Origin of the sequence: Paenarthrobacter sp. NPDC089714 (assembly GCF_044748905.1) — a bacterium.
Classification (GTDB): Bacteria; Actinomycetota; Actinomycetes; order Actinomycetales; family Micrococcaceae; genus Arthrobacter.
Genome location: NZ_JBIVGX010000001.1, coordinates 349,270 through 368,264, shown reverse-complemented (window position 1 = coordinate 368,264; position 18,995 = coordinate 349,270). Strand labels below are relative to the sequence as shown.

The window sequence follows — 18,995 nt, the reverse complement described above, 5'->3', positions numbered from 1 at the left end:
TATCTCCAACGCTTCAGGATCCGGCCATCCGTCCATCGCGGATGCATCAACTTGATACACGACAGCCCTACTTCGCCGGATTCCAGGGGGACATGTCACGTGGGAAATCCCTGGAGTTGGGATTCCAGTAGGACATGTCCAGCGGCAAATCGCCGGGACGCAACACCACGATGCTCCGGGCGTTCGCCAGGGCCGTGGCCGCCATGGTCTCGTCGCACGCCACGTAGGCAGCTACCGCCTCGCGGGTACCACCAAAGATGTTGGCCGTTCGCCGCGCCAGCCCATGGACATCCACCGTGAGTACAGAGTCCTCATAACTCTCCATCGCCGAGTAAACGGGCCCACTCCGCAGTGCGCCACGAATGTCATCACACACATGCCTCAGCTTGGCCTGAACGGCCGGGAGCTGTTCCATGCGCTGCTTCGAGGCAGCCACCACCGCCAGAGTCCTGCCCGTATCAATGTCGAACGTCACTGCTGCTCCACCAACTTCGTAAGGATTCTGATTAATCCATCGAAATGATTAATCTCTCACGAAGCGTATACCGACAGCAGACTCTCAGCTGGATCGGACTAGGACATCCGAACGTCAGCGACGGGAGAACTCCGAGGCTTCACGAACCTGTTCCGGCGTTGGCCTGACGCCGGTGTAGAGGACAAACTGCTCCTCGGCTTGGATCGCAATGACCTCCGCTCCCGTAATGACCGGCTTGCCCGCCCTGCGGGCCGCAGCGATGAGAGGCGTTTCCGACGGCAAGGCCACCACATCGAACACCGCCATCGCCGCAGCGATGGCGGAATCGTCGAAGGACTGGGCAGTCTCGTCGGCCCCAGCCATGCCCAGCGGCGTGACGTTGATGATGAGATCGGCGGTGGCTCCGTTGACGTCATCCTGCCATCCGAAGCCGTAGAGTCCAGCGAGCGCCCTGCCCGCGGTTTCGTTACGTGCCACGATGGTCACGTTGGTGAAGCCGGCATCCCGCAAAGCAGCCGCCACGGCCTTGGCCATGCCGCCCGCTCCCCGCAGTAGGACCGAGTGCGCAGTAGGCACTTCATGGTCCTTCAAGAGCCGGGCAATAGCGATGTAGTCGGTGTTGTAAGCAGTCAGCACGCCATCATTGTTGACGATGGTGTTGACGGAGTCGATGGCCTTGGCGGACGGGTCCATCACATCCACCAGCGGGATGACGGCCTCCTTGTAGGGCATGGATACCGCCGCACCGCGAATGGGAAGGCCCCTGATTCCGGCCACGGCGAGGGCAATGTCCGCGGGCGCGAAGGCCTTGTAGACAAAGTTCAGGCCGAGCAGGTCGTAGAGATAGTTGTGGAACCTGGTTCCAATGTTGCTGGGTCGGGCAGCAAGCGAGATGCAGAGGGCCATGTCTTTGTTCAGGATGGGCATGCACCCATTAAACAACTCCAAGGGGCAAGCCGGGTGAATAAGTCATATTTATTTTGCCGGCTTGCCCACGGGATGGATCAGCCCTGCCGCGCCTTCATGCGAGGGTTCTTTTTGTTGATGACAAACGTTCGCCCGCGCCGGCGGACGACCTGCGCTCCAGGGATCTTCTTCAGCGCGCGGAGCGAGTTCCTGACTTTCATGGTTATTCTCCTTGTGTTGTAGGGATCAAAGGGTTTCACTGAGCTCGAAGGGGTCGTTCCATTCCCCCGGATGCAGCGCCATTTCTGCCTCGGTAACCTGGCAATCGTCCAGCAGGCGGCGGATCTCCCCGGGGTCTACGTCCTCCGAGCGTCCAGTGATGGCCAGGACCGTACCGCGGTCACCATGGTGGGGATGCCAGTCGAGGACGGCGTCGACGTCGGCTCCCGGACCTGCGGTACCGGCCGCGTCCGCCCACCAAGGCCCGGTGCTTTCCAGCCACACGCGGGGACCAATGCCCTGGATGGCAATCCGGACCCCCGCCGCGGACGCAATCCATAGGCGACCCCGCATCCAGTGGGTTCCCGCCGCCAGTTGGGGCAAGGCCTCCCGAAAGCGCCCAGGATGGAGCGGCCTTGCCGCCTTGTGCAGGACAGTACTGAAAAGCCCGGGAGCTTCGTCCAGCGGAATGCGCACCGTACCGGGCTTGGTCCGGGCTGTCGCTTCGGCATCGTCATAGCATCCCGGCCTGAACTCATCGGCGGAGCCCACCACAGCGGCATGCGGAGCCAGTTCACCGAGCAATTCAACTCCGGATCCCCAGGCCTCCGAATCCAACCGCGAATCACCCGCGAGCTCGGCCCCCAAGCCCGCAGACAGCATGACGGTGTCCACCTGACCGAATTCGCCAATGAGGAATTCCCCACTGGTGCGGTCATCCTGTGGCATGGACGTGAACCCGGATTCGAACAGGGTATGGCGGTCCCAGACATGGTCTTCAACGTCGGCCGGATCCAGGGCCAGTACCGCATTGTCGATCACCAGCGAATTCCCCGGGCGTTGACGGAGTTCGGCTACCACCATGCCCGCGGCCACCCCCGGCGGCAGGGCAAGGACCGCGTGGTCGAAGCCGCACGAGGCGAGCCGCTCCGCCGTCGGAATAATGTCCAGCCGGACAGTGCAGCTCAGGCATCCATGCTCGAGGACGGTGGATTCGCGCTCAAAGAGTTGACCATCCCGGTATACGCGGCGGAGGACCACGGAGCCATCCAGCAGGTCATGGAAAACGACGGCGGAGTTGCTGTGGGTCCGGCCGAGCCGGGCTGCCGCCACTTCGCGGCAATGACTGTCCAGGGAACTGACGATGGAGAGATGCATGCCAGCATTCTAGTTAAGAATCATTCTCATTAGCAATTCATGGCCGGTAACTCCGGCAACTCCGGACCGGGCCGCTGCACTAGACTTGAGCCGACCGCTGGCGGCCCCGCAGCGGGGAAGCGACCGGCCGAAAGCATCAGGCCGGGAAGAACACAATGAGGGGACTACGTGCAGATTGATTTTGCGCCATCCAGGCAATCGACACTGGGTGTGGAATGGGAGCTGGCGCTCGTCAACGCACGGACAGGGGAACTGGTCTCGGTCGCCAACGATGTCCTGAAGGGCGTCGCCGCCAACCACCCCGACCTCAACGAGGACGACGAGCACCCGCACATCAAGCGCGAACTCCTCCTCAACACCGTCGAACTTGTCACAGGGGTCTGCGAAACGGTCAAAGAAGCCAAGGAAGACCTCAGCCGCTCCCTGGCCGCCGTCCGCGAAGTCACCGACACCATGAGTGTGGAGGTGTTCTGCGCAGGCAGCCACCCTTTCAGCCCTCCGCTGCTCCAGCCGGTTACGGACAAGGAACGCTACGCAAAGCTGATTGAGCGCACCCAGTGGTGGGGGCGCCAAATGGTCATCTACGGCGTGCACGTCCACGTGGGCATCGACCGCAAGGACAAGGTCCTGCCCATCCTGGACGGCCTGGTCAATTACTTCCCGCACTTCCAGGCACTGTCCGCGTCCAGCCCCTATTGGGCAGGCGAGGAAACGGGCTACGCCTCCCAGCGCGCCCTGATGTTCCAACAGCTTCCGACGGCGGGACTTCCGTTCCAGTTCGACGCCTGGGAAGGGTACGAGGCCTATGTCCAGGACATGTTTACCACCGGCGTCATCGACGCGATCTCAGAGATTCGCTGGGACATCCGCCCGGTTGCCGCCCTGGGCACCATCGAGATGCGCATTTGCGATGGCCTGGCCACCCTTGAAGAAGTGGGCGCGATCGCAGCGCTGACGCAGTGCCTGGTCCATGAGTTCTCCGGCATCCTCGACGCCGGAGGAACCATCCCCACCATGCCGCCGTGGCACGTCCAGGAAAACAAGTGGCGCGCGGCGCGGTACGGCATGGAAGCGATCATCATCCTCGACGCCGAGGGCAACGAGAAGCTGGTGACCGACCATCTGACCGAAACCCTCGAGCGCCTGGGCCCCATCGCCGCCGAACTCGGCTGCTCCGAGGAACTCGCGGATGTGGCCAGGATCATCGAACGGGGCGCGAGCTACCAGCGCCAGCGCCGCGTGGCAGCCGAGCACAACGGCGACCTCCAGGCTGTGGTGATGGACCTCGTGCAGCAAATGCGCAAAGGACCGGACGCCTGACGTCCCCTCCCAGGCAACGCGGGGCTAGGCGGGGACCGACACCGTGGTTACCGGCATGGACGAATCCGGGGCGAAGGACACTCCACTGGGACCAATGCCAGCCATGATGAGCTGCGCACCAAGAGCCGCAACCATGGCACCGTTGTCCGTGCACAGGTTCAAGGGCGGAACGTGGAGCTTGATGCCGGCCGAGGCGCAACGCTGACCCGTCAGTTCGCGAAGCCGCGAGTTGGCAGCGACGCCACCGCCCAACAGGAGATCCGTGATGCCGTGTTCCCTGCAGGCCAGCACCGCTTTGGACGTAATGACGTCCACCACGGCTTCCTGGAACGCCGCAGCGATATCAGCCACGGGGACGTCTTCGCCACGGGCTTCGAACTGTTCCACGCAGCGGGCCACAGCGGTCTTCAAGCCACTGAACGACCAGTCGTAGCGGTGCGGGCCTTTCTCTTCGGCGGTTCCCATGTATTTGGGCTGCGTCAGGCCGCGCGGGAAGCGGATGGACTTCGGATTTCCCTGCCGCGCCAGTTTGTCGATGGCTGGACCACCGGGATAGCCGAGGCCAAGGATGCGGGCCACCTTGTCATAGGCTTCGCCCGCGGCGTCATCAATAGTGGAGCCGAGGAGCTCTACGTCGTCGGTGATGCTGCGGATCCGCAGGATCTCCGTATGGCCTCCTGAAACCAGGAGTGCGCCGAGGTTCTCCGGCAGTTCCCCGGCACCGAGGCCGGCGGCAGCACCGCCGTCGTTTTTTGCATCCAGCAACCCGACTCCGACGTGGGCCACCAAATGGTTGATCGCGTAGAGCGGCTTGCCGGTAGCAACGGCGAGGGCCTTGGCCGCGCAGACACCCACCATCAGCGCACCGGCCAGGCCTGGTCCCGAGGTGACGGCGATGGCGTCGATGTCATCGAGGGTCACCCCGGCTTCATGGAGGGATTCCTGCAAAGTGGGCACGAAGGCGTCCAGGTGGGCGCGGGAAGCAATCTCCGGGATGACACCGCCGAACCGCACGTGCTCGTCCATGGACGAGGACACCGTGTTGGTCAGGAGCGTGGTTCCGCGCACGATCCCGACGCCGGTCTCGTCGCAGGATGACTCAATGCCCAGCACCAGCGGCTGCGTGGAAAGTGCGGCGCTCACGCGGAGGCTCCTTCGGTTGGGGTGGAGTTGTTCAGCGGCAAGCGCATGATCAGGGCATCCGTGCCGTCGCGGTAGTAGCGGGGACGGATGTGGATCTGCTCGAACCCAAAACGCAGGTACAGCTGTTGGGCACGGGGATTGTCCGCGCGCACCTCCAGCAGGACGTCGGCCGCACGGCGGCGCCGTGCTTCCTCGATCAGTTCGGTGAGGATCGCGGAGCCGATGCCCTTGCCTTCGAATTCAGGAACGACGGCGATCGTCTGGACATCCGCAATGGGCTCGATGCACATCAACCCGGCGTAGGCGATGATCTCCCCCGCGGCCTCGGCCACGACGTACCGACGGGTTTCCGGCTGCGAGAGTTCATCGAAGAACATCTGCAGCGGCCAGGCGTCCACAGGGAACAGGCGGCGTTCGAGGGCATCGACGGCAGCGACATCCGCCTCGGTCATGTCCCGCAGGGAGACGCCCTCGAGTTCAAGTTGGGGTGAGAGCTTCATCAGAGCGCCCGCTTCCGTGGGCCGGGAACCTGGGCATCGGACTCCCGCAGGTAGAGCGGCGTTGAATCAAGGAGCTCCTGCCCTGCCGTGAGCTTGGCCAAGGCAAATTGTCCCAGCGAAGCGGCGTCCGGTTGCGTTTCCACGAAATCCTCGTTCGCGTTGAGCACCTCTGCGTAGAGCCCGGCACCGGCACCGAAAACGGGGAGGTCCGGGAGGTCGGCGGCGAAGCCCACTTGGGGTCCGTCCACGAGCTCCGGAAGCTGGCCCTCGGCGAGGGTGTAGCGGGCCCAGTACACCTCTTTGCGCCGGGCATCCGTTGCCACGAGGAACTCCGGGACAGCGGCAGTGGATTCCGCGACTTCCAACGCGATCGCGTCGAGGCTCATCAGGCCGTAGAGGGGCTTGTTCCAGACGAAGGCCAGGGTCCGGGCTGTGGCGATGCCGGAGCGGAGACCCGTGAACGGACCCGGGCCCACGCCGGTGACGATCGCGTCGATGTCGGCTCCCGTGACCCCGGCGCCAGCCAGGAGCTTCTCGATTCCCGGCGCAAGGACCTCAGCGTGGCTGCGTGTGTCTTCCGTGGCGAAGGAGTCCACCACGCCTTCCATGGCATCCTCGGAAATCAGTGCGGCACTTGCCACGGCCGAGGTGTCGATGGCCAGGATCAGCATCAGTTGCCCCCTTCGGGAAGTGTGGTTTCAAGGAGTGCCGGGGCTTCCAGCCAGCGTGGGCCGAAGCCGCGGAAGACGATGGTGCGTGGCTCGTCGTCGTCCTCGGTATCAAAGTCGAGGACCTGACCACCGGGCGCGGCCTCACCGCCAACCGAGCGGTGCAGGTCCACGTCCAGCCGGCTCTCGGACAGGTGCTCCACCCGGTCGCGGCCCCACTCCACCACAGTGACCGAGGTGTCCATGGTGTTTTCAAGGTCGATGTCGTCAATCTCCCCCGACGACTCCAGGCGGTAGGCATCCACATGGACCAGGTCCGGCCCGCCGGGACGCGGACCGTCAGGCAGGTTTGGATGGATCCTGACCAGGACGAACGTGGGTGAGATGATGCCGGACCGCACACCGAGGCCTTCTCCGAGTCCCTGGGTGAAGGTCGTCTTCCCGGCCCCCAGTTCACCAGTCAGGACCAGCAGGTCTCCGGCCTCAAGTACCCCACCGAGCGCTGCGGCGAGCGCGTGGGTCTGATCCGACGTCGTGACTTTGACGCTACGTTCCCAATTAGCGGGCGTGCTGTTCACAGGGCGGCTGCCTTCGATGCCGCTGCGACCTCGGCCCCCGAGGGAACCTCGTTGACGTAGGTCCGGGGAACGCGGGGGCTGATGCGGGTGACGATCTCGTAGTTGATGGTCCCGGCTTCGGCAGCCCAGTCGTCGGCCGTGGGTCCGCCGTCCGTCCCGTCTCCGAACATCACCGCTTCGCTGCCCTTGAGTCCGGCAGCTTCCTCTTCCGTGAGGGGTCCAAGGTCAATGACCATCTGGTCCATGGCGATCCGACCCACCACGGGGTAGGTGACCCCGTTCACGCGGACCGGCCCGCCAGTAGCAACACGGGGTACACCATCCGCGTATCCCAGCGGGATCAGCCCAAGCGTGCTTTCGGTGGCGGTGTGGTAGTTCAGTCCGTAGGACACGCCTTGGCCTTCGGGAACTTTCTTGCAGTTGGAAAGAAGTGTCCGGACCGTCATGGCCGGGCGGAGGCCGAGTTCCGCGGAAGTCGCTCCCTGGAATGGCGAGAGACCGTAGACGCCCAGCCCCACGCGGACCAGGTCGAAATGCGAGTCGGGCCGGGACAATGTGGCAGGAGTGTTGGCGATGTGCCGGACTTCGGTGTCCACCCCGGCGTCCTCGGCCATGGCCAGGGCATCGCGGAAGACCGTAAGTTGCTCATCGGTTTCCGGCCGCTGCGGTTCATCGGCAACGGCCAGGTGGGAGAAGATCCCCACCACGCGCAGCAGGCCCTCGTCCTGGTACTCCATGGCCTGGCCCAGGAGCTGGTCCCAGTCGGCGATGGTGCAGCCGTTGCGGCCCAGTCCGGTATCGATTTTGAGGTGCACGCGCGCGGGGCGTTCCTGGTCACGGGCTGCCGCCACTACGGAGTCCAGTTCCCAGCCGGAAATTCCGACGTCGATGCCGGCGGCGACTGCCGCTTGGAAGTTGCTCTCGCGGGTGTGCAGCCAGGCAAGCAGGGGCGCATCGATGCCCGCCGCGCGGAGGGCGAGTGCTTCGGAAATATGGGCAACACCCAACCAGGAGGCCCCGGCTTCAAGGGCGGCACGGGCCACCTGTACCGCTCCGTGTCCATACGCGTCGGCCTTGACGACGGCCATGACGGAGGCGGGCGAAGCGATACCGACGAACTGGCGAACGTTGTGCCGAACAGCTTCGAGGTCGATCACGGCCGAGCGTTCAAGCATTGCCGACTTTGCTATGGAGGGCTTGGACCCGATCCCGATATCTGCTGCTGCTTCGTAAGTCACCCTAGAGATTCTAGTGCTGTGGGTGAACCGGGGTTAACTGCGCAGCGCCCCTGGCATGGCCGGCTACTGCGCGTCGGACAGGTGCGCGATGGTTGCCCGGGCCCGCCGCTGGGCCTCGGCCGGGATGTCACGCACGATCGGCTCAAGGAAAGCGAACCGCCGCAGCCACTGGCTCGACTGGCGCTCCTTCCGCGCGTTGGCCCGCTGCCACCAGTCGGCAATGTCGCCCCAGCCCGGGGCTGCCAGGGAGCCGCCCACCTGCTGTACGGCCAGCGAGGCACAGAGGTTCGCGAACCTCAGTCGGTCCCCCAGCTTCCAACCCGCGAGGCTGCCCACAATGAACGCCGCCCCGAAGCAGTCCCCTGCCCCCGTGGGATCCGAGGCGGAGACGGGCAACGAGGGCACCCATTCCTCCTCGCCGGTCTCGGAATCCACGGCCATGGCCCCCTGCGGCCCGAGCGTCACCACCGCCACGGGAACACGGTCCGCCAACGAATAGAGCGCCGCCCAAGGGTCGGCTTTCCCGGTGAAGGCCATGGCCTCGGGCGCGTTGGGCAAGAACGCGTGGTAATGCTCCAGCTGCTCCAGCCTGTGTTGGGACCATTCGCCGCTGGGGTCCCAGCCCACCACGCCGAAAAGCTTGGTGCCGGCTGTCTTGGCGGCGAGCATCCACGGTTCCAGTTCCTCGCCGAGGTCCGCTACGGCCGCGAGCGCCTTTGGCGGAAGGCCGATGAGTTCCGAGGCGTTCACCGGTGCCGGGTGCCCGTGGGTCACCATGGACCGGTCCTGGTTGACGCACATGGACACCGTCACCGGCGAGTGCCAGCCGGGCACGCGCCGGGACAAGGAGAGATCCACGTGCTCCTGGGTTTCCAGGATCTCCCAGTTGTAGTCGCCGTACCCGTCGTCGCCGAAAGTGGCTGCCAGATTGGTCCGCAGACCCAGGCGGGCCGCAGCGATCGCCTGGTTGGCCACGCCGCCAGGGCAACTGCCCATGCCTTCGCTCCACACTTCGGTGCCGGGTTCGGGTGCGTGCGGAAGGCCCGTGAAGATGATGTCCTGGAAAACCGTTCCGGTGAGCAGGAGATCGCACTGGTTTTCGCCATCGGACCGAACGGAGGCAAGGGGATCATAGCGACGCTGGGGCATGGCATCCATGCACGGCAGACTACGCTGCACGTTCGGGGCTGCATAGACTCGGACCATGCGGCTCATGATCGCCGGCGGCGGCGGATTCCGGGTTCCCCTTGTGTACCGTGCCTTGTGTTCGGGTCCTTTTGCCGGGCTCGTGGACGAGCTGGTCCTCTACGACGTGGATGCCTCACGTCTGGTGGCGATCGAGTCGGTCCTGGCGGCCATGCCGGTACCGGAAGGTTCCCGTCCCGCCGTCGTGGTATCCACGGACCTTGGCCAGGCGCTGGCCGGGACGCGCATGGTGTTCGCGGCGATCCGTCCAGGCGGGACGGCAGGCCGGATGATCGACGAACGCGTGGCTTTGGACCTGGGCGTCCTGGGCCAGGAAACAACCGGAGCGGGCGGCATCTCCTACGCGCTGCGTTCCATCCCCCGGATGCTCGAACTCGCCGAGGCCATGCGGGTGCACTGCCCCGATGCTTGGCTCATCAACTTCACCAATCCCGCCGGGATGGTCACCGAGGCATTGGTGCCCGTTCTGGGCAAGCGGGTGATCGGCATCTGCGATTCGGCCGGCGGCCTGGTGAAGCGGGCCGCGGCGGCTGCGGGGACGCCGCTGCCGGACGGGCGGCTCGACGGCGTGGGCTACTACGGGCTGAACCACCTCGGTTGGCTTTACCGGTTGGCGCCAGCAGGAACGGACCTGCTGCCCGGGTTGCTGTCCAGCCACGACGCGCTCGCCTCGATGGAGGAGGGCCGGCTGTTTGGCCAGCACATGCTGGAACTGCTCGGTTGCCTCCCCAACGAGTACCTGTATTACTACTACGAAACGCACCACGCCACGCAGGCCATCCGCAGGCAGTCCGAGACGCGCGGGGCCTCCATCCATGGGCAGCAGGCAGCGCTCTACCCTGGCTTGGCTGGTTCCCCCGATGCGTATGCCCGATGGGACGCTGCCCGGCTGTCCCGCGAGGAGGGCTATTTGGCTGAGTCGCGCGAAGAGGGCGAACAGCGGGACGAGTCGGACTTGGCCGGTGGCGGCTACGAACGGGTGGCTTTGGCGGTGATGCGGGCGCTCTCCGGTTCGTCGTCCGGGGCCACCGAGTTGATACTGAACGTGCCCAACTCCCCCGTGGCGCCCGTCGCCGGGGTGGCCACCGCGAAGGTGGCCGTGCCCGGGTTGCCGGCGGACGCCGTCGTCGAGGTTCCCTGCCAGGTGACGTCCGACGGCGCGTTGCCGCTTGCGCAGGACCGTCCCGGCGGGCAGTTCCTCACCTTGATGCGGCACGTCAAGGAGGTTGAACGGCTCACCATCCAGGCCGTCCGGGAAGGCAGCCGTGAGGCTGCGCTCCAGGCCTTCGCGGCCCATCCCCTGGTGGGTTCGGCGGATCTGGGCCAGCAGCTCCTGGAGGGCTACGAGGACGGTTTCCCTGAGCTGGCGCAGTTATGGGTGGAACACTAGAGCTTCTGATACATGACGTGCAGGCCCACGTAGCCAATCTCAGGGTGGTTGAAGGCCTCGGGAACCGTGGCAAGGATCTTGAAGCCCATGGACTGCCACAGCCACACCGCGCGGACGTTGCTTTCCACCACTGCGTTGAATTGCATGGATCGGAACCCGGCTGCCTTGGCCCCCTTCAGGGAGTAAGCGCACAGTGCCCGCGCAATGCCTTGGCCAGAATGTTGGGCACCCACCATGTAGCCTGCGTTTGCTACGTGGCTGCCGCCGCCGGCCTGGTTGGCATGGAACTCGCCGGTCCCAAGGATTGCACCATCCGCTGAACGCACGGCCACGAAGGTTTGCCCGGGGGCTTCCTTCATCCATTTGGCCTTGGCGGTTTCCTCATCGGTGTCCCTGTCCCATGTGAAGGTTTCGCCCTCGCGGATCACCGGTTCCAGGACGGACCAGATGCCCGGCCAGTCATTGTCCGTGGCAGGGCGGATGTCATAGCTGTTTTCTTGGCTCACAGCGGACACGGTAGCAGCCTTGTGGGTTCCGGGCAGGAGTAGTGTTTTCTGCAGGGAAAGCCGGTTTTGCGATGAAGGGCAGGAATCAACCGTGACATTGATCCGTCGGGTCGCGTTCCTGTCCTTGCACACCTCCCCCATGGAGCAGCCGGGGGCCGGGGATGCCGGTGGCATGAACGTCTACGTGCGTGCGTTGGCCATGGCCTTGGCAGAAACCGGGGTGGAGGTGGAGATCTTCACCCGTGCCACCAGAGCCGGGCAGCCCGCCGTCGAACACCCCGGTCCGAACGTCTGCGTCCACAACGTCATGGCCGGTCCGCGCCGCAAACTGCCCAAGGAAGAACTGCCCGCGTTGCTGCACCAGATGGTGGAGGAGATCGACCGGATCCGGCAACAACAACCGCACGGCCGCTATGACGCCGTCCATTCGCATTACTGGGTGTCAGGGGTTGCGGGTTTGGAGTTGTCCCAGCTGTGGGGTGTTCCGCTGGTCCACACCATGCACACCATGGCCAAGGTCAAGAACCTGGTGCTGGAATCCGGCGAACGGCCCGAACCCCGGCGCCGGGAAGAGGGCGAGCAGCGGATTGTCGACGGCGCCACCCGGCTCATCGCCAACACGCCCGCCGAGGCCGAGGAGCTGGTTTCGCACTATGGCGCGGACATGGACCGCATCGATGTGGCACCTCCCGGCGTGGACCTGCGCGTCTTCACGCCCTCGTTCCGGCGCAAGTCCCGCAGGGAACGGGAGGTGCGGCCGGACAGCTTCCACCTGGTTTTCGCCGGCCGGATCCAACGCCTCAAGGGGCCACAGGTGTTCGTCAAGGCTGCCGGATTGTTGAGGCAGCGTCGCCCGGACATCGACCTTGAGCTGACTGTCCTTGGTTCGCTCAGCGGCGCCAAGGATTTCGACCTGCAGCACTACATCGAAGAGGCCGGATTGAACGACGTCGTCACACACCGGCCGCCGGTTGTGGCACCGGAGCTGGCCGGCTGGTTCCGTTCAGCGGACGTCGTGGTGATGCCTTCCTTCAGTGAATCCTTCGGGCTGGTGGCCTTGGAAGCACAGGCGTGCGGTACCCCGGTGGTAGCCACCAACGTTGGCGGATTGTCCCGTGCCGTCTCCGATGGCCGGACCGGCATTCTGGTGGACGGGCACGATCCTTCCGACTGGGCCGATGCCCTGGAAGACCTGTACGACGATATCCGGACCCGGGAGGACATGGGCCGGGCGGCGGCAACCCACGCCGAGTCCTTCGGTTGGCAACGCACTGCCGCCATCACTTTGGAGAGCTACCGCGAGGCCGTCTCCGGGTTGCTGGTTCCCGGGCGCTGACATCCGTTGGTGAGGGCGTGCCGGCTGGTAGATTGACGCGCACAGCGTAAGCACCGAGTCGAAGGACAACGATGTCTGAAAACAACGTCCTGTCAGATCTGGAGATCGCCAAGCGCGCCCGGATCAGGCCCATCGAGGAAATCGCCGAACAAGCGGGCATCAACCTGGATGCACTGGAGCTCTACGGACCCTACAAGGCCAAGATCAATCCGGCGCTGCTCAACCTCCCTGCCGCGAAGCCAGCCGGAAAGGTAGTCCTCGTCTCGGCCATGTCCCCTACCCCGGCAGGCGAAGGCAAATCCACCACCACTGTGGGCTTGGCGGACTCGCTCGCGCGGGCCGGGCACAAGGTGATGATCGCATTGCGTGAGCCTTCCCTGGGACCCATCCTGGGCATGAAGGGCGGGGCGACGGGAGGCGGCTACTCCCAAGTGCTGCCCATGGACGACATCAACCTGCATTTCACCGGCGACTTCCATGCGATCACCTCAGCCAACAACGCGCTGATGGCGTTGGTGGACAACCACATCTTCCAAGGCAACGAGCTCGGGATCGATCCCCGCCGCATGACCTTCAAACGCGTGCTGGACATGAACGACCGCGCGCTCCGGGACGTCGTCATTGGCCTCGGCGGGCCGGCGCAGGGCGTGCCCCGGCAGGACGGCTTCGACATCACCGTCGCCTCCGAAATCATGGCGGTCTTCTGCCTCGCCACGGACCTGGACGACCTCCGGACAAGGCTGGGCCGGATCACCTTCGGCTATACCTTCGACCGGAAACCCGTCACGGTCGCGGACCTGGGCGTGGAAGGGGCCCTCACCCTGCTGCTGAAGGACGCCATCAAACCGAATCTGGTGCAGACCATCGCAGGGACTCCCGCCCTGGTTCATGGCGGCCCGTTTGCCAACATCGCCCACGGCTGCAATTCGCTGATCGCCACGAGCACCGCCCGGCAATTGGCGGACATCGTGGTCACGGAGGCAGGCTTCGGCGCGGACCTCGGCGCCGAGAAATACATGGACATCAAGTCCCGGATCGCCGACGTGTCCCCATCCTCCGTCGTGGTGGTGGCTACCATCCGCGCGCTCAAGATGCAGGGCGGCGTACCCAAGGAGGACCTCAAGGTTCCCAACGTCGAAGCCTTGGCCGCAGGCGTCGAGAACCTGAAGCGGCATGTGGGCAATGTGGCCAAATTCGGGATCTCACCCGTGGTGGCCATCAACAAGTTCAGCACCGACACTCCGGAAGAGATCGATTGGCTGCTTGCGTGGTGCGCCGCGGAAGGCGTGCAGGCCGCCGTCGCTGATGTGTGGGGCCGGGGTGGCGGAGGCGACGGCGGGGACGAGCTCGCCGCGATGGTGGCGGCAGCGCTGGAGTCGCCGTCGAATTTCCACCATCTGTACCCGCTGGAGATGTCGGTGGAGGACAAGATCCGGACCATCGTCCAGGAGATCTACGGGGCCGACGGCGTCGAGTTCTCCGTACCCGCGCTGAAGAGGCTTTCCGACATCGAAAAGAACGGGTGGAGCGGGCTGCCGGTCTGCATGGCCAAGACCCAATACTCGTTCACCGACGATGCCTCGCAGCTGGGCGCGCCCAAGGGCTTCCGCGTCCATGTCCGGGAACTGATTCCCAAGACCGGCGCGGGCTTCATAGTGGCGCTGACCGGAGCCGTCATGACCATGCCGGGACTGCCCAAGGAGCCTGCGGCCATGCGGATGGACGTTGGCCCCGACGGCAACCCCCAAGGCCTCTTCTGACCCTCTCTCACCAAACCGCCCCATTCGGCGAACCCCCTCTCACCAAACCGCCCCATTCGGCGAACCCCCTCTCACCAAACCACCCCATTCGGCGAACCCCCTCTCACCAAACCACCCCATTCGGCGAACCCCCTCTCACCAAACCACCCCATTCGGCGAACCCTCTCTCACCAAACCACCCCATTCGGCGAACCCTCTCTCACCGTGGTGAGAGAGCGTCAGCAGAGAAGGGGTGACTCGGTGAGAGAGCGTCAGCTGAGAAGGGGGGATTCGGTGAGAGAGCGTCGGCCGGAAAGGGTGGATTCGGTGAGAGAGCGTCAGCCGGAAAGGGGGGATTCGGTGAGAGAGGGTTTGCAACGCAACGGCCCTCCCGGAAGCAATCCGGGAGGGCCGTTTCAGTGGGCGGCGCGTGAAGCTTAGCGCTCGATGTCGCCGCGGATGAAGGCTTCAACCTTCTCGCGGGCAATATCATCGTTGAACTGCTCCGGCGGGGACTTCATGAAGTAGCTCGACGCCGAGAGCAGCGGGCCGCCGATGCCGCGGTCCAGGCCGATCTTGGCGGCGCGGATGGCGTCGATGATCACGCCGGCGGAGTTCGGGGAGTCCCAGACCTCCAGCTTGTACTCGAGCGACACGGGAGCGTCGCCGAAGTTGCGGCCCTCGAGGCGGACGAAGGCCCACTTGCGGTCATCAAGCCAGGCAACGTAGTCCGACGGGCCAATGTGGACGTCGTCTGCGTGGAGCTCGGCCTCGACGTTGGAGGTCACGGCCTGCGTCTTGGAGATCTTCTTCGATTCCAGGCGATCGCGCTCAAGCATGTTCTTGAAGTCCATGTTGCCGCCCACGTTGAGCTGGTACGTGCGGTCCAGGGTGACGCCGCGGTCTTCGAAGAGCTTGGCCATGACGCGGTGCGTGATGGTTGCACCGATCTGGCTCTTGATGTCGTCGCCAACAATCGGGAGTCCGGCAGCGGTGAACTTGTCGGCCCACTCCTTCGTACCGGCAATGAACACCGGCAGGGCGTTGACAAAGGCCACGCCGGCGTCGATGGCGCACTGGGCGTAGAACTTGGCGGCCTGGTCCGAACCGACGGGCAGGTAGCAAACCATGACATCGGCTTTGGCTTCGCGCAAGGCGGCAACGACGTCGACGGCTTCTTCGGGAGCCTCAACGATCGTCTCGCGGTAGTAGCGGCCCAAGCCGTCCAGGGTGTGGCCGCGCTGGACCTTCACGCCGGTGGCGGGAACGTCGGCGATCTTGATGGTGTTGTTCTCGCTGGCGCCGATGGCGTCCGCGAGGTCCAACCCAACCTTTTTGCTGTCCACGTCGAAAGCGGCAACGAACTCGACATCGTTGACGTGGTACGGGCCGAACTCAACGTGCATCAGACCCGGGATCGTGGACTTCGGGTCGGCATCGCGGTAGTACTCGACACCTTGGACCAACGACGCGGCGCAGTTACCTACGCCGACAATGGCAACACGAATCGGATGTGAAGACACGGAACTCCTTTGGAAAAAACCTCAGGTGCCATGCGCTGCTTCGGCTGAGCCCGGAGAGCGGCTGATAGGCACGGCGCCATTCGGCGCATACTTTTGCATTCTAACCAACAGGAGAGGGGCTGCCGTTATTCCCGGCTGGCCCCTCTCCGAATGTGTCAGTTGCTTGAGGCTATTTTTGTGCCCAGCGGTTGATGTCCGATTCCACGGCGAATTCGTCGATCGCGGTGAGCTCCTCTTCCGTGAAGGAAAGGTTGTTGAGCGCGCCCAAGGTGTCTTCGAGCTGGGTGACGCTGGATGCCCCCACCAGCGCAGACGTGACCGGCGAACCCTTGGGCTGGTCGCGGAGGATCCAGGCAATCGCCATCTGCGCCAGGGACTGCCCGCGTCCTTCGGCGATCGCGTTCAGGCCCCGCACCCGGTTCAACCTGTCTTCCGTCAAGGAGGCCTCGGACAGGAAACGCTCCTTGGCCGCCCGGGAGTCCGCGGGGACTCCGTTGAGGTAGCGGTTGGTCAGCATGCCCTGGGCGAGCGGCGAGAAGGCGATGGAGCCTGCGCCCACCTGGTCCAGGGCTTCGTAAAGGTTGGGCGAGCCATCTTCGGTCCAGCGGTTCAGCATGGAGTAACTGGGCTGGTGGATGAGCAAGGGGGTGCCGAGTTCCTTCAGGATCCGGGCCGCTTCCAAGGTCTGCTCCGGGGTGTAGGAGGAGATGCCGGCGTACAGGGCCTTGCCCGAGCGGACTGCGTAGTCCAGGGCGCCCATGGTTTCTTCCAGCGGCGTCTCTGGGTCCGGACGGTGGCTGTAGAAGATATCCACGTACTCCAGGCCCATGCGCTGCAGCGACTGGTCCAGGCTGGAAATGAGATACTTCCGGGAGCCCCACTCACCGTAAGGGCCGGGCCACATGTAGTAGCCGGCCTTGGTGGAAATGACGAGTTCGTCACGGTAGGGCTTGAAGTCATCCTTCAGGTGCCGGCCGAAGTTCGTTTCGGCGGATCCGTCCGGTGGGCCGTAGTTGTTGGCGAGATCGAAGTGGTTGACGCCCAGGTCGAACGCCCGGCGCAGGATGGCGCGCTGTTCGTCGAACCGCTTGTCGTCACCGAAGTTGTGCCAGAGGCCCAGCGAAATGGCGGGGAGCTTCAGGCCACTGCGTCCGACGCGGCGGTAGGGCATGGTTTCGTAGCGGTTTTCCGCAGCCGAATAAGTCATACGTACCATCCTGCCACCGCGCCGGGAGTGGTGACGGCGCCGTCCGCTATGTGGGCGCCGTCACCTCACTTCGGTACCGCTTAGTTGACGCGAACGACGGCGGCGCTCTCACCGGGAAGGGTGAGCTTGCCTTCGTTCAGGGCTGCTTCGTGGTCGGTGGACAGGAGCAAGGATCCCTCCACCGGGGTTTCCAAGGCCTCTGCGCCAAAGTTGCAGACCACCCGTACCCCACCGCGCGAAAACTGAAGCCAGTGCTCGTCTTCGTCGAACTCCACGGCTGTCTCGGAGAATCCACCGTCCACCAGTTCCGGGTTTTCGCGGCGCAACTGTGCTAATTCCCGGTAGAGCCCCAGCAGCCGTGCATGCCTGCCTTCCCCGGCCTCCTCCCACTTCAGCTTGGAGCGCAGGAAGGTTTCCGGGTCCTGGGGATCGGGAACCACCGCGGGATCCCAGCCCATGCGTTCGAATTCCTTGATCCGCCCTTCCGCCGTGGCCTTCCCCAGGTCTGGCTCCGGGTGGGAGGTGAAGAACTGCCAGGGTGTGGAGGCGGCGAATTCCTCGCCCATGAAGAGCATGGGCGTGAACGGCGAGGTCATGGTGAGGACGGCACCGATGGCCAGCTTCCCGTCGGACAACGTCTCCGTGAGCCGGTCCCCGATGGCCCGGTTCCCGATCTGGTCATGGTTCTGCAGGCAGACCACCAACGCGGACGGGTGCGCCAGGTCATGCCGGATGGGCCGGCCATGATGGCGTCCACGGAAGCTGGAATAGCTTCCGTCGTGCAGGAAGCCGTGCTCAAGGACCTTGGACAGGACGGCGAGGGAGTCGAAATCCCCGTAGTACCCGGTGGTTTCTCCGCTCAGGTTTACATGGAGCGCGTGGTGGAAGTCATCGCTCCACTGCCCCGCGAGGCCGTAGCCGTTGTCCTTCCGGGGATAGATGAGCCGCGGGTTGTTCAGGTCCGATTCCGCGATCAGCGTCCTCGGAATGCCGGTCTCTGCTTCGATGCGGTCCCCCAAGGCCCCGAAGTCTTCCAGGATGTGCACGGCGCGTTCGTCGCGGAGTGCGTGGACCGCGTCCAGGCGAAGGCCATCAACGTGGTAGTCGCGCAGCCACATGGCTGCGTTCTCCAGGATGTACCGGCGGACCCCATCGGAGTCCTGGCCGTCAAGGTTAACGGAGTCGCCCCACGTGTTCCCCTCTCCGGACTTCAGGTACGGCCCGAACTTGGGGAGGTAGTTGCCGCTCGGGCCGAGGTGGTTGTAGACCACGTCCTGGATCACGCCAAGCCCGGCCTGGTGGGCGGCATCAACAAACCGTTGGTAGGCTGCCGGGCCCCCATAGGCTTCGTGGACCGCGTACCACAGCACGCCGTCGTAGCCCCAATTGTGGACGCCGTTGAAGGCATTCACCGGCAGGAGTTCAATGAAGTCGACGCCCAATTCCACCAGGTAATCCAGTTTCCCGGCAGCAGCTTCCAGCGTCCCCTCGGGAGTGAAGGTACCCAAGTGCATCTCGTAAATGAGGGCACCCTTGAGCCCACGGCCTTTCCACGCCTGGTCCTGCCACTCGTGGACAGTGGCGTCGAACGTCGCCGACAATCCGTGGACGCCGTCGGGCTGCCGCCGGGACCGCGGATCCGGGAACGGACCTTCGCCATCAACTTTGTAGCCGTAACTCGCGCCGTCACCGGCCACGACGTCAGCCGGGGCGCGCCACCAACCCCGTGCTCCGGCGTCGTGGTTTTGCTCCATGGGGTACTCGCGGCCATCCGCAAGCAGCGTCACCGAAGCGGCGTTCGGTGCCCAGACATCAAAAAGTCCTTCTCCAGCGTGCTCCAACATCATGCTCCCTGTGTTTGTCAGCGTGCGTTGCCTGTGTTC

General features: G+C 64.6%; 18 protein-coding genes. 4 read left to right on the top strand and 14 right to left on the bottom strand.

Annotated features, from left to right (window positions below; translation table 11 throughout):
- Positions 1–67 precede the first annotated feature (67 nt).
- From ACIPY3_RS01670 to ACIPY3_RS01655, 4 genes are all read right to left on the bottom strand, one after another.
- Positions 68–475 carry a DUF6507 family protein gene (locus tag ACIPY3_RS01670; RefSeq protein ID WP_400329251.1) on the bottom strand — a complete coding sequence of 136 codons (408 nt, stop codon included), beginning with the start codon at positions 473–475 and terminating at the stop codon, positions 68–70.
- Between the two features lie 114 nt (positions 476–589).
- Complete coding sequence (locus ACIPY3_RS01665; protein WP_400329249.1) at positions 590–1,402, bottom strand: shikimate 5-dehydrogenase; 813 nt, start codon at positions 1,400–1,402, stop codon at positions 590–592.
- Between the two features lie 77 nt (positions 1,403–1,479).
- The gene (gene ykgO, locus ACIPY3_RS01660; RefSeq protein WP_133409460.1) at positions 1,480–1,602 is read right to left on the bottom strand and encodes a type B 50S ribosomal protein L36; all 123 of its coding nucleotides are present in this window, start codon (positions 1,600–1,602) and stop codon (positions 1,480–1,482) included.
- 25 nt (positions 1,603–1,627) lie between these two features.
- Positions 1,628–2,758: a GTP-binding protein gene (locus ACIPY3_RS01655; protein ID WP_400329245.1), complete on the bottom strand. Its 1,131-nt coding sequence runs from the start codon at positions 2,756–2,758 to the stop codon at positions 1,628–1,630.
- Between the two features lie 168 nt (positions 2,759–2,926).
- Between ACIPY3_RS01655 and ACIPY3_RS01650 the strand changes: the two genes are divergently transcribed.
- On the top strand, positions 2,927–4,078 hold the full coding sequence (locus tag ACIPY3_RS01650) for a glutamate--cysteine ligase (RefSeq protein WP_400329242.1): 1,152 nt from the start codon (positions 2,927–2,929) through the stop codon (positions 4,076–4,078).
- Positions 4,079–4,102: 24 nt separating this feature from the next.
- On the opposite strand, the gene tsaD is transcribed toward ACIPY3_RS01650, so the two are convergent.
- The 6 genes from tsaD to ACIPY3_RS01620 form a co-directional block, all read right to left on the bottom strand.
- On the bottom strand, positions 4,103–5,221 hold the full coding sequence (tsaD, locus tag ACIPY3_RS01645) for a tRNA (adenosine(37)-N6)-threonylcarbamoyltransferase complex transferase subunit TsaD (protein WP_400329240.1): 1,119 nt from the start codon (positions 5,219–5,221) through the stop codon (positions 4,103–4,105).
- Positions 5,218–5,721: a ribosomal protein S18-alanine N-acetyltransferase gene (rimI, locus tag ACIPY3_RS01640; RefSeq protein WP_400329237.1), complete on the bottom strand. Its 504-nt coding sequence runs from the start codon at positions 5,719–5,721 to the stop codon at positions 5,218–5,220. The genes tsaD and rimI overlap by 4 nt, the downstream gene beginning before the upstream one ends.
- On the bottom strand, positions 5,721–6,392 hold the full coding sequence (gene tsaB / locus ACIPY3_RS01635; RefSeq protein WP_400329234.1) for a tRNA (adenosine(37)-N6)-threonylcarbamoyltransferase complex dimerization subunit type 1 TsaB: 672 nt from the start codon (positions 6,390–6,392) through the stop codon (positions 5,721–5,723). Before tsaB ends, rimI begins: the two co-directional genes overlap by 1 nt.
- Entirely contained in the window at positions 6,392–6,967 is a 576-nt protein-coding gene (tsaE, locus tag ACIPY3_RS01630) for a tRNA (adenosine(37)-N6)-threonylcarbamoyltransferase complex ATPase subunit type 1 TsaE (RefSeq protein WP_400329229.1), read from the bottom strand. The genes tsaB and tsaE overlap by 1 nt, the downstream gene beginning before the upstream one ends.
- Positions 6,964–8,205 (bottom strand): alanine racemase, encoded by a 1,242-nt coding sequence (alr, locus tag ACIPY3_RS01625; protein ID WP_400329227.1) that lies wholly within the window; start codon positions 8,203–8,205, stop codon positions 6,964–6,966. The genes tsaE and alr overlap by 4 nt, the downstream gene beginning before the upstream one ends.
- Positions 8,206–8,268: 63 nt before the next feature.
- Positions 8,269–9,363, bottom strand: a complete 1,095-nt coding sequence (locus tag ACIPY3_RS01620) for a carbohydrate kinase family protein (protein ID WP_400329224.1) — start codon at positions 9,361–9,363, stop codon at positions 8,269–8,271.
- Positions 9,364–9,409: 46 nt separating this feature from the next.
- Here ACIPY3_RS01620 and ACIPY3_RS01615 point away from each other — a divergent pair, with 46 nt between their 5' ends.
- Entirely contained in the window at positions 9,410–10,801 is a 1,392-nt protein-coding gene (locus ACIPY3_RS01615; RefSeq protein WP_400329221.1) for a 6-phospho-beta-glucosidase, read from the top strand.
- Here ACIPY3_RS01615 and ACIPY3_RS01610 read toward each other — a convergent pair.
- Positions 10,798–11,316 (bottom strand): GNAT family N-acetyltransferase, encoded by a 519-nt coding sequence (locus ACIPY3_RS01610; RefSeq protein WP_400329218.1) that lies wholly within the window; start codon positions 11,314–11,316, stop codon positions 10,798–10,800. The genes ACIPY3_RS01615 and ACIPY3_RS01610 overlap by 4 nt on opposite strands.
- 82 nt (positions 11,317–11,398) lie before the next feature.
- Here ACIPY3_RS01610 and mshA point away from each other — a divergent pair, with 82 nt between their 5' ends.
- Both mshA and ACIPY3_RS01600 read left to right on the top strand, forming a co-directional pair.
- Complete coding sequence (gene mshA / locus ACIPY3_RS01605; RefSeq protein ID WP_400329215.1) at positions 11,399–12,643, top strand: D-inositol-3-phosphate glycosyltransferase; 1,245 nt, start codon at positions 11,399–11,401, stop codon at positions 12,641–12,643.
- Positions 12,644–12,714: 71 nt separating this feature from the next.
- Entirely contained in the window at positions 12,715–14,403 is a 1,689-nt protein-coding gene (locus tag ACIPY3_RS01600) for a formate--tetrahydrofolate ligase (protein WP_400329213.1), read from the top strand.
- Positions 14,404–14,819: 416 nt separating this feature from the next.
- Here ACIPY3_RS01600 and ACIPY3_RS01595 read toward each other — a convergent pair whose 3' ends face one another.
- The 3 genes from ACIPY3_RS01595 to treZ all read right to left on the bottom strand — a co-directional run bounded on the left by ACIPY3_RS01595 (position 14,820) and on the right by treZ (position 18,956).
- A complete protein-coding gene (locus ACIPY3_RS01595) occupies positions 14,820–15,905 on the bottom strand; it encodes an inositol-3-phosphate synthase (RefSeq protein WP_397325810.1) in 1,086 nt (361 codons plus the stop codon).
- 169 nt (positions 15,906–16,074) lie between these two features.
- Complete coding sequence (gene mgrA, locus ACIPY3_RS01590; protein WP_400329210.1) at positions 16,075–17,112, bottom strand: L-glyceraldehyde 3-phosphate reductase; 1,038 nt, start codon at positions 17,110–17,112, stop codon at positions 16,075–16,077.
- An 80-nt stretch (positions 17,113–17,192) separates the two neighbouring features.
- Entirely contained in the window at positions 17,193–18,956 is a 1,764-nt protein-coding gene (gene treZ, locus ACIPY3_RS01585; RefSeq protein WP_400330584.1) for a malto-oligosyltrehalose trehalohydrolase, read from the bottom strand.
- Positions 18,957–18,995 lie beyond the last annotated feature (39 nt).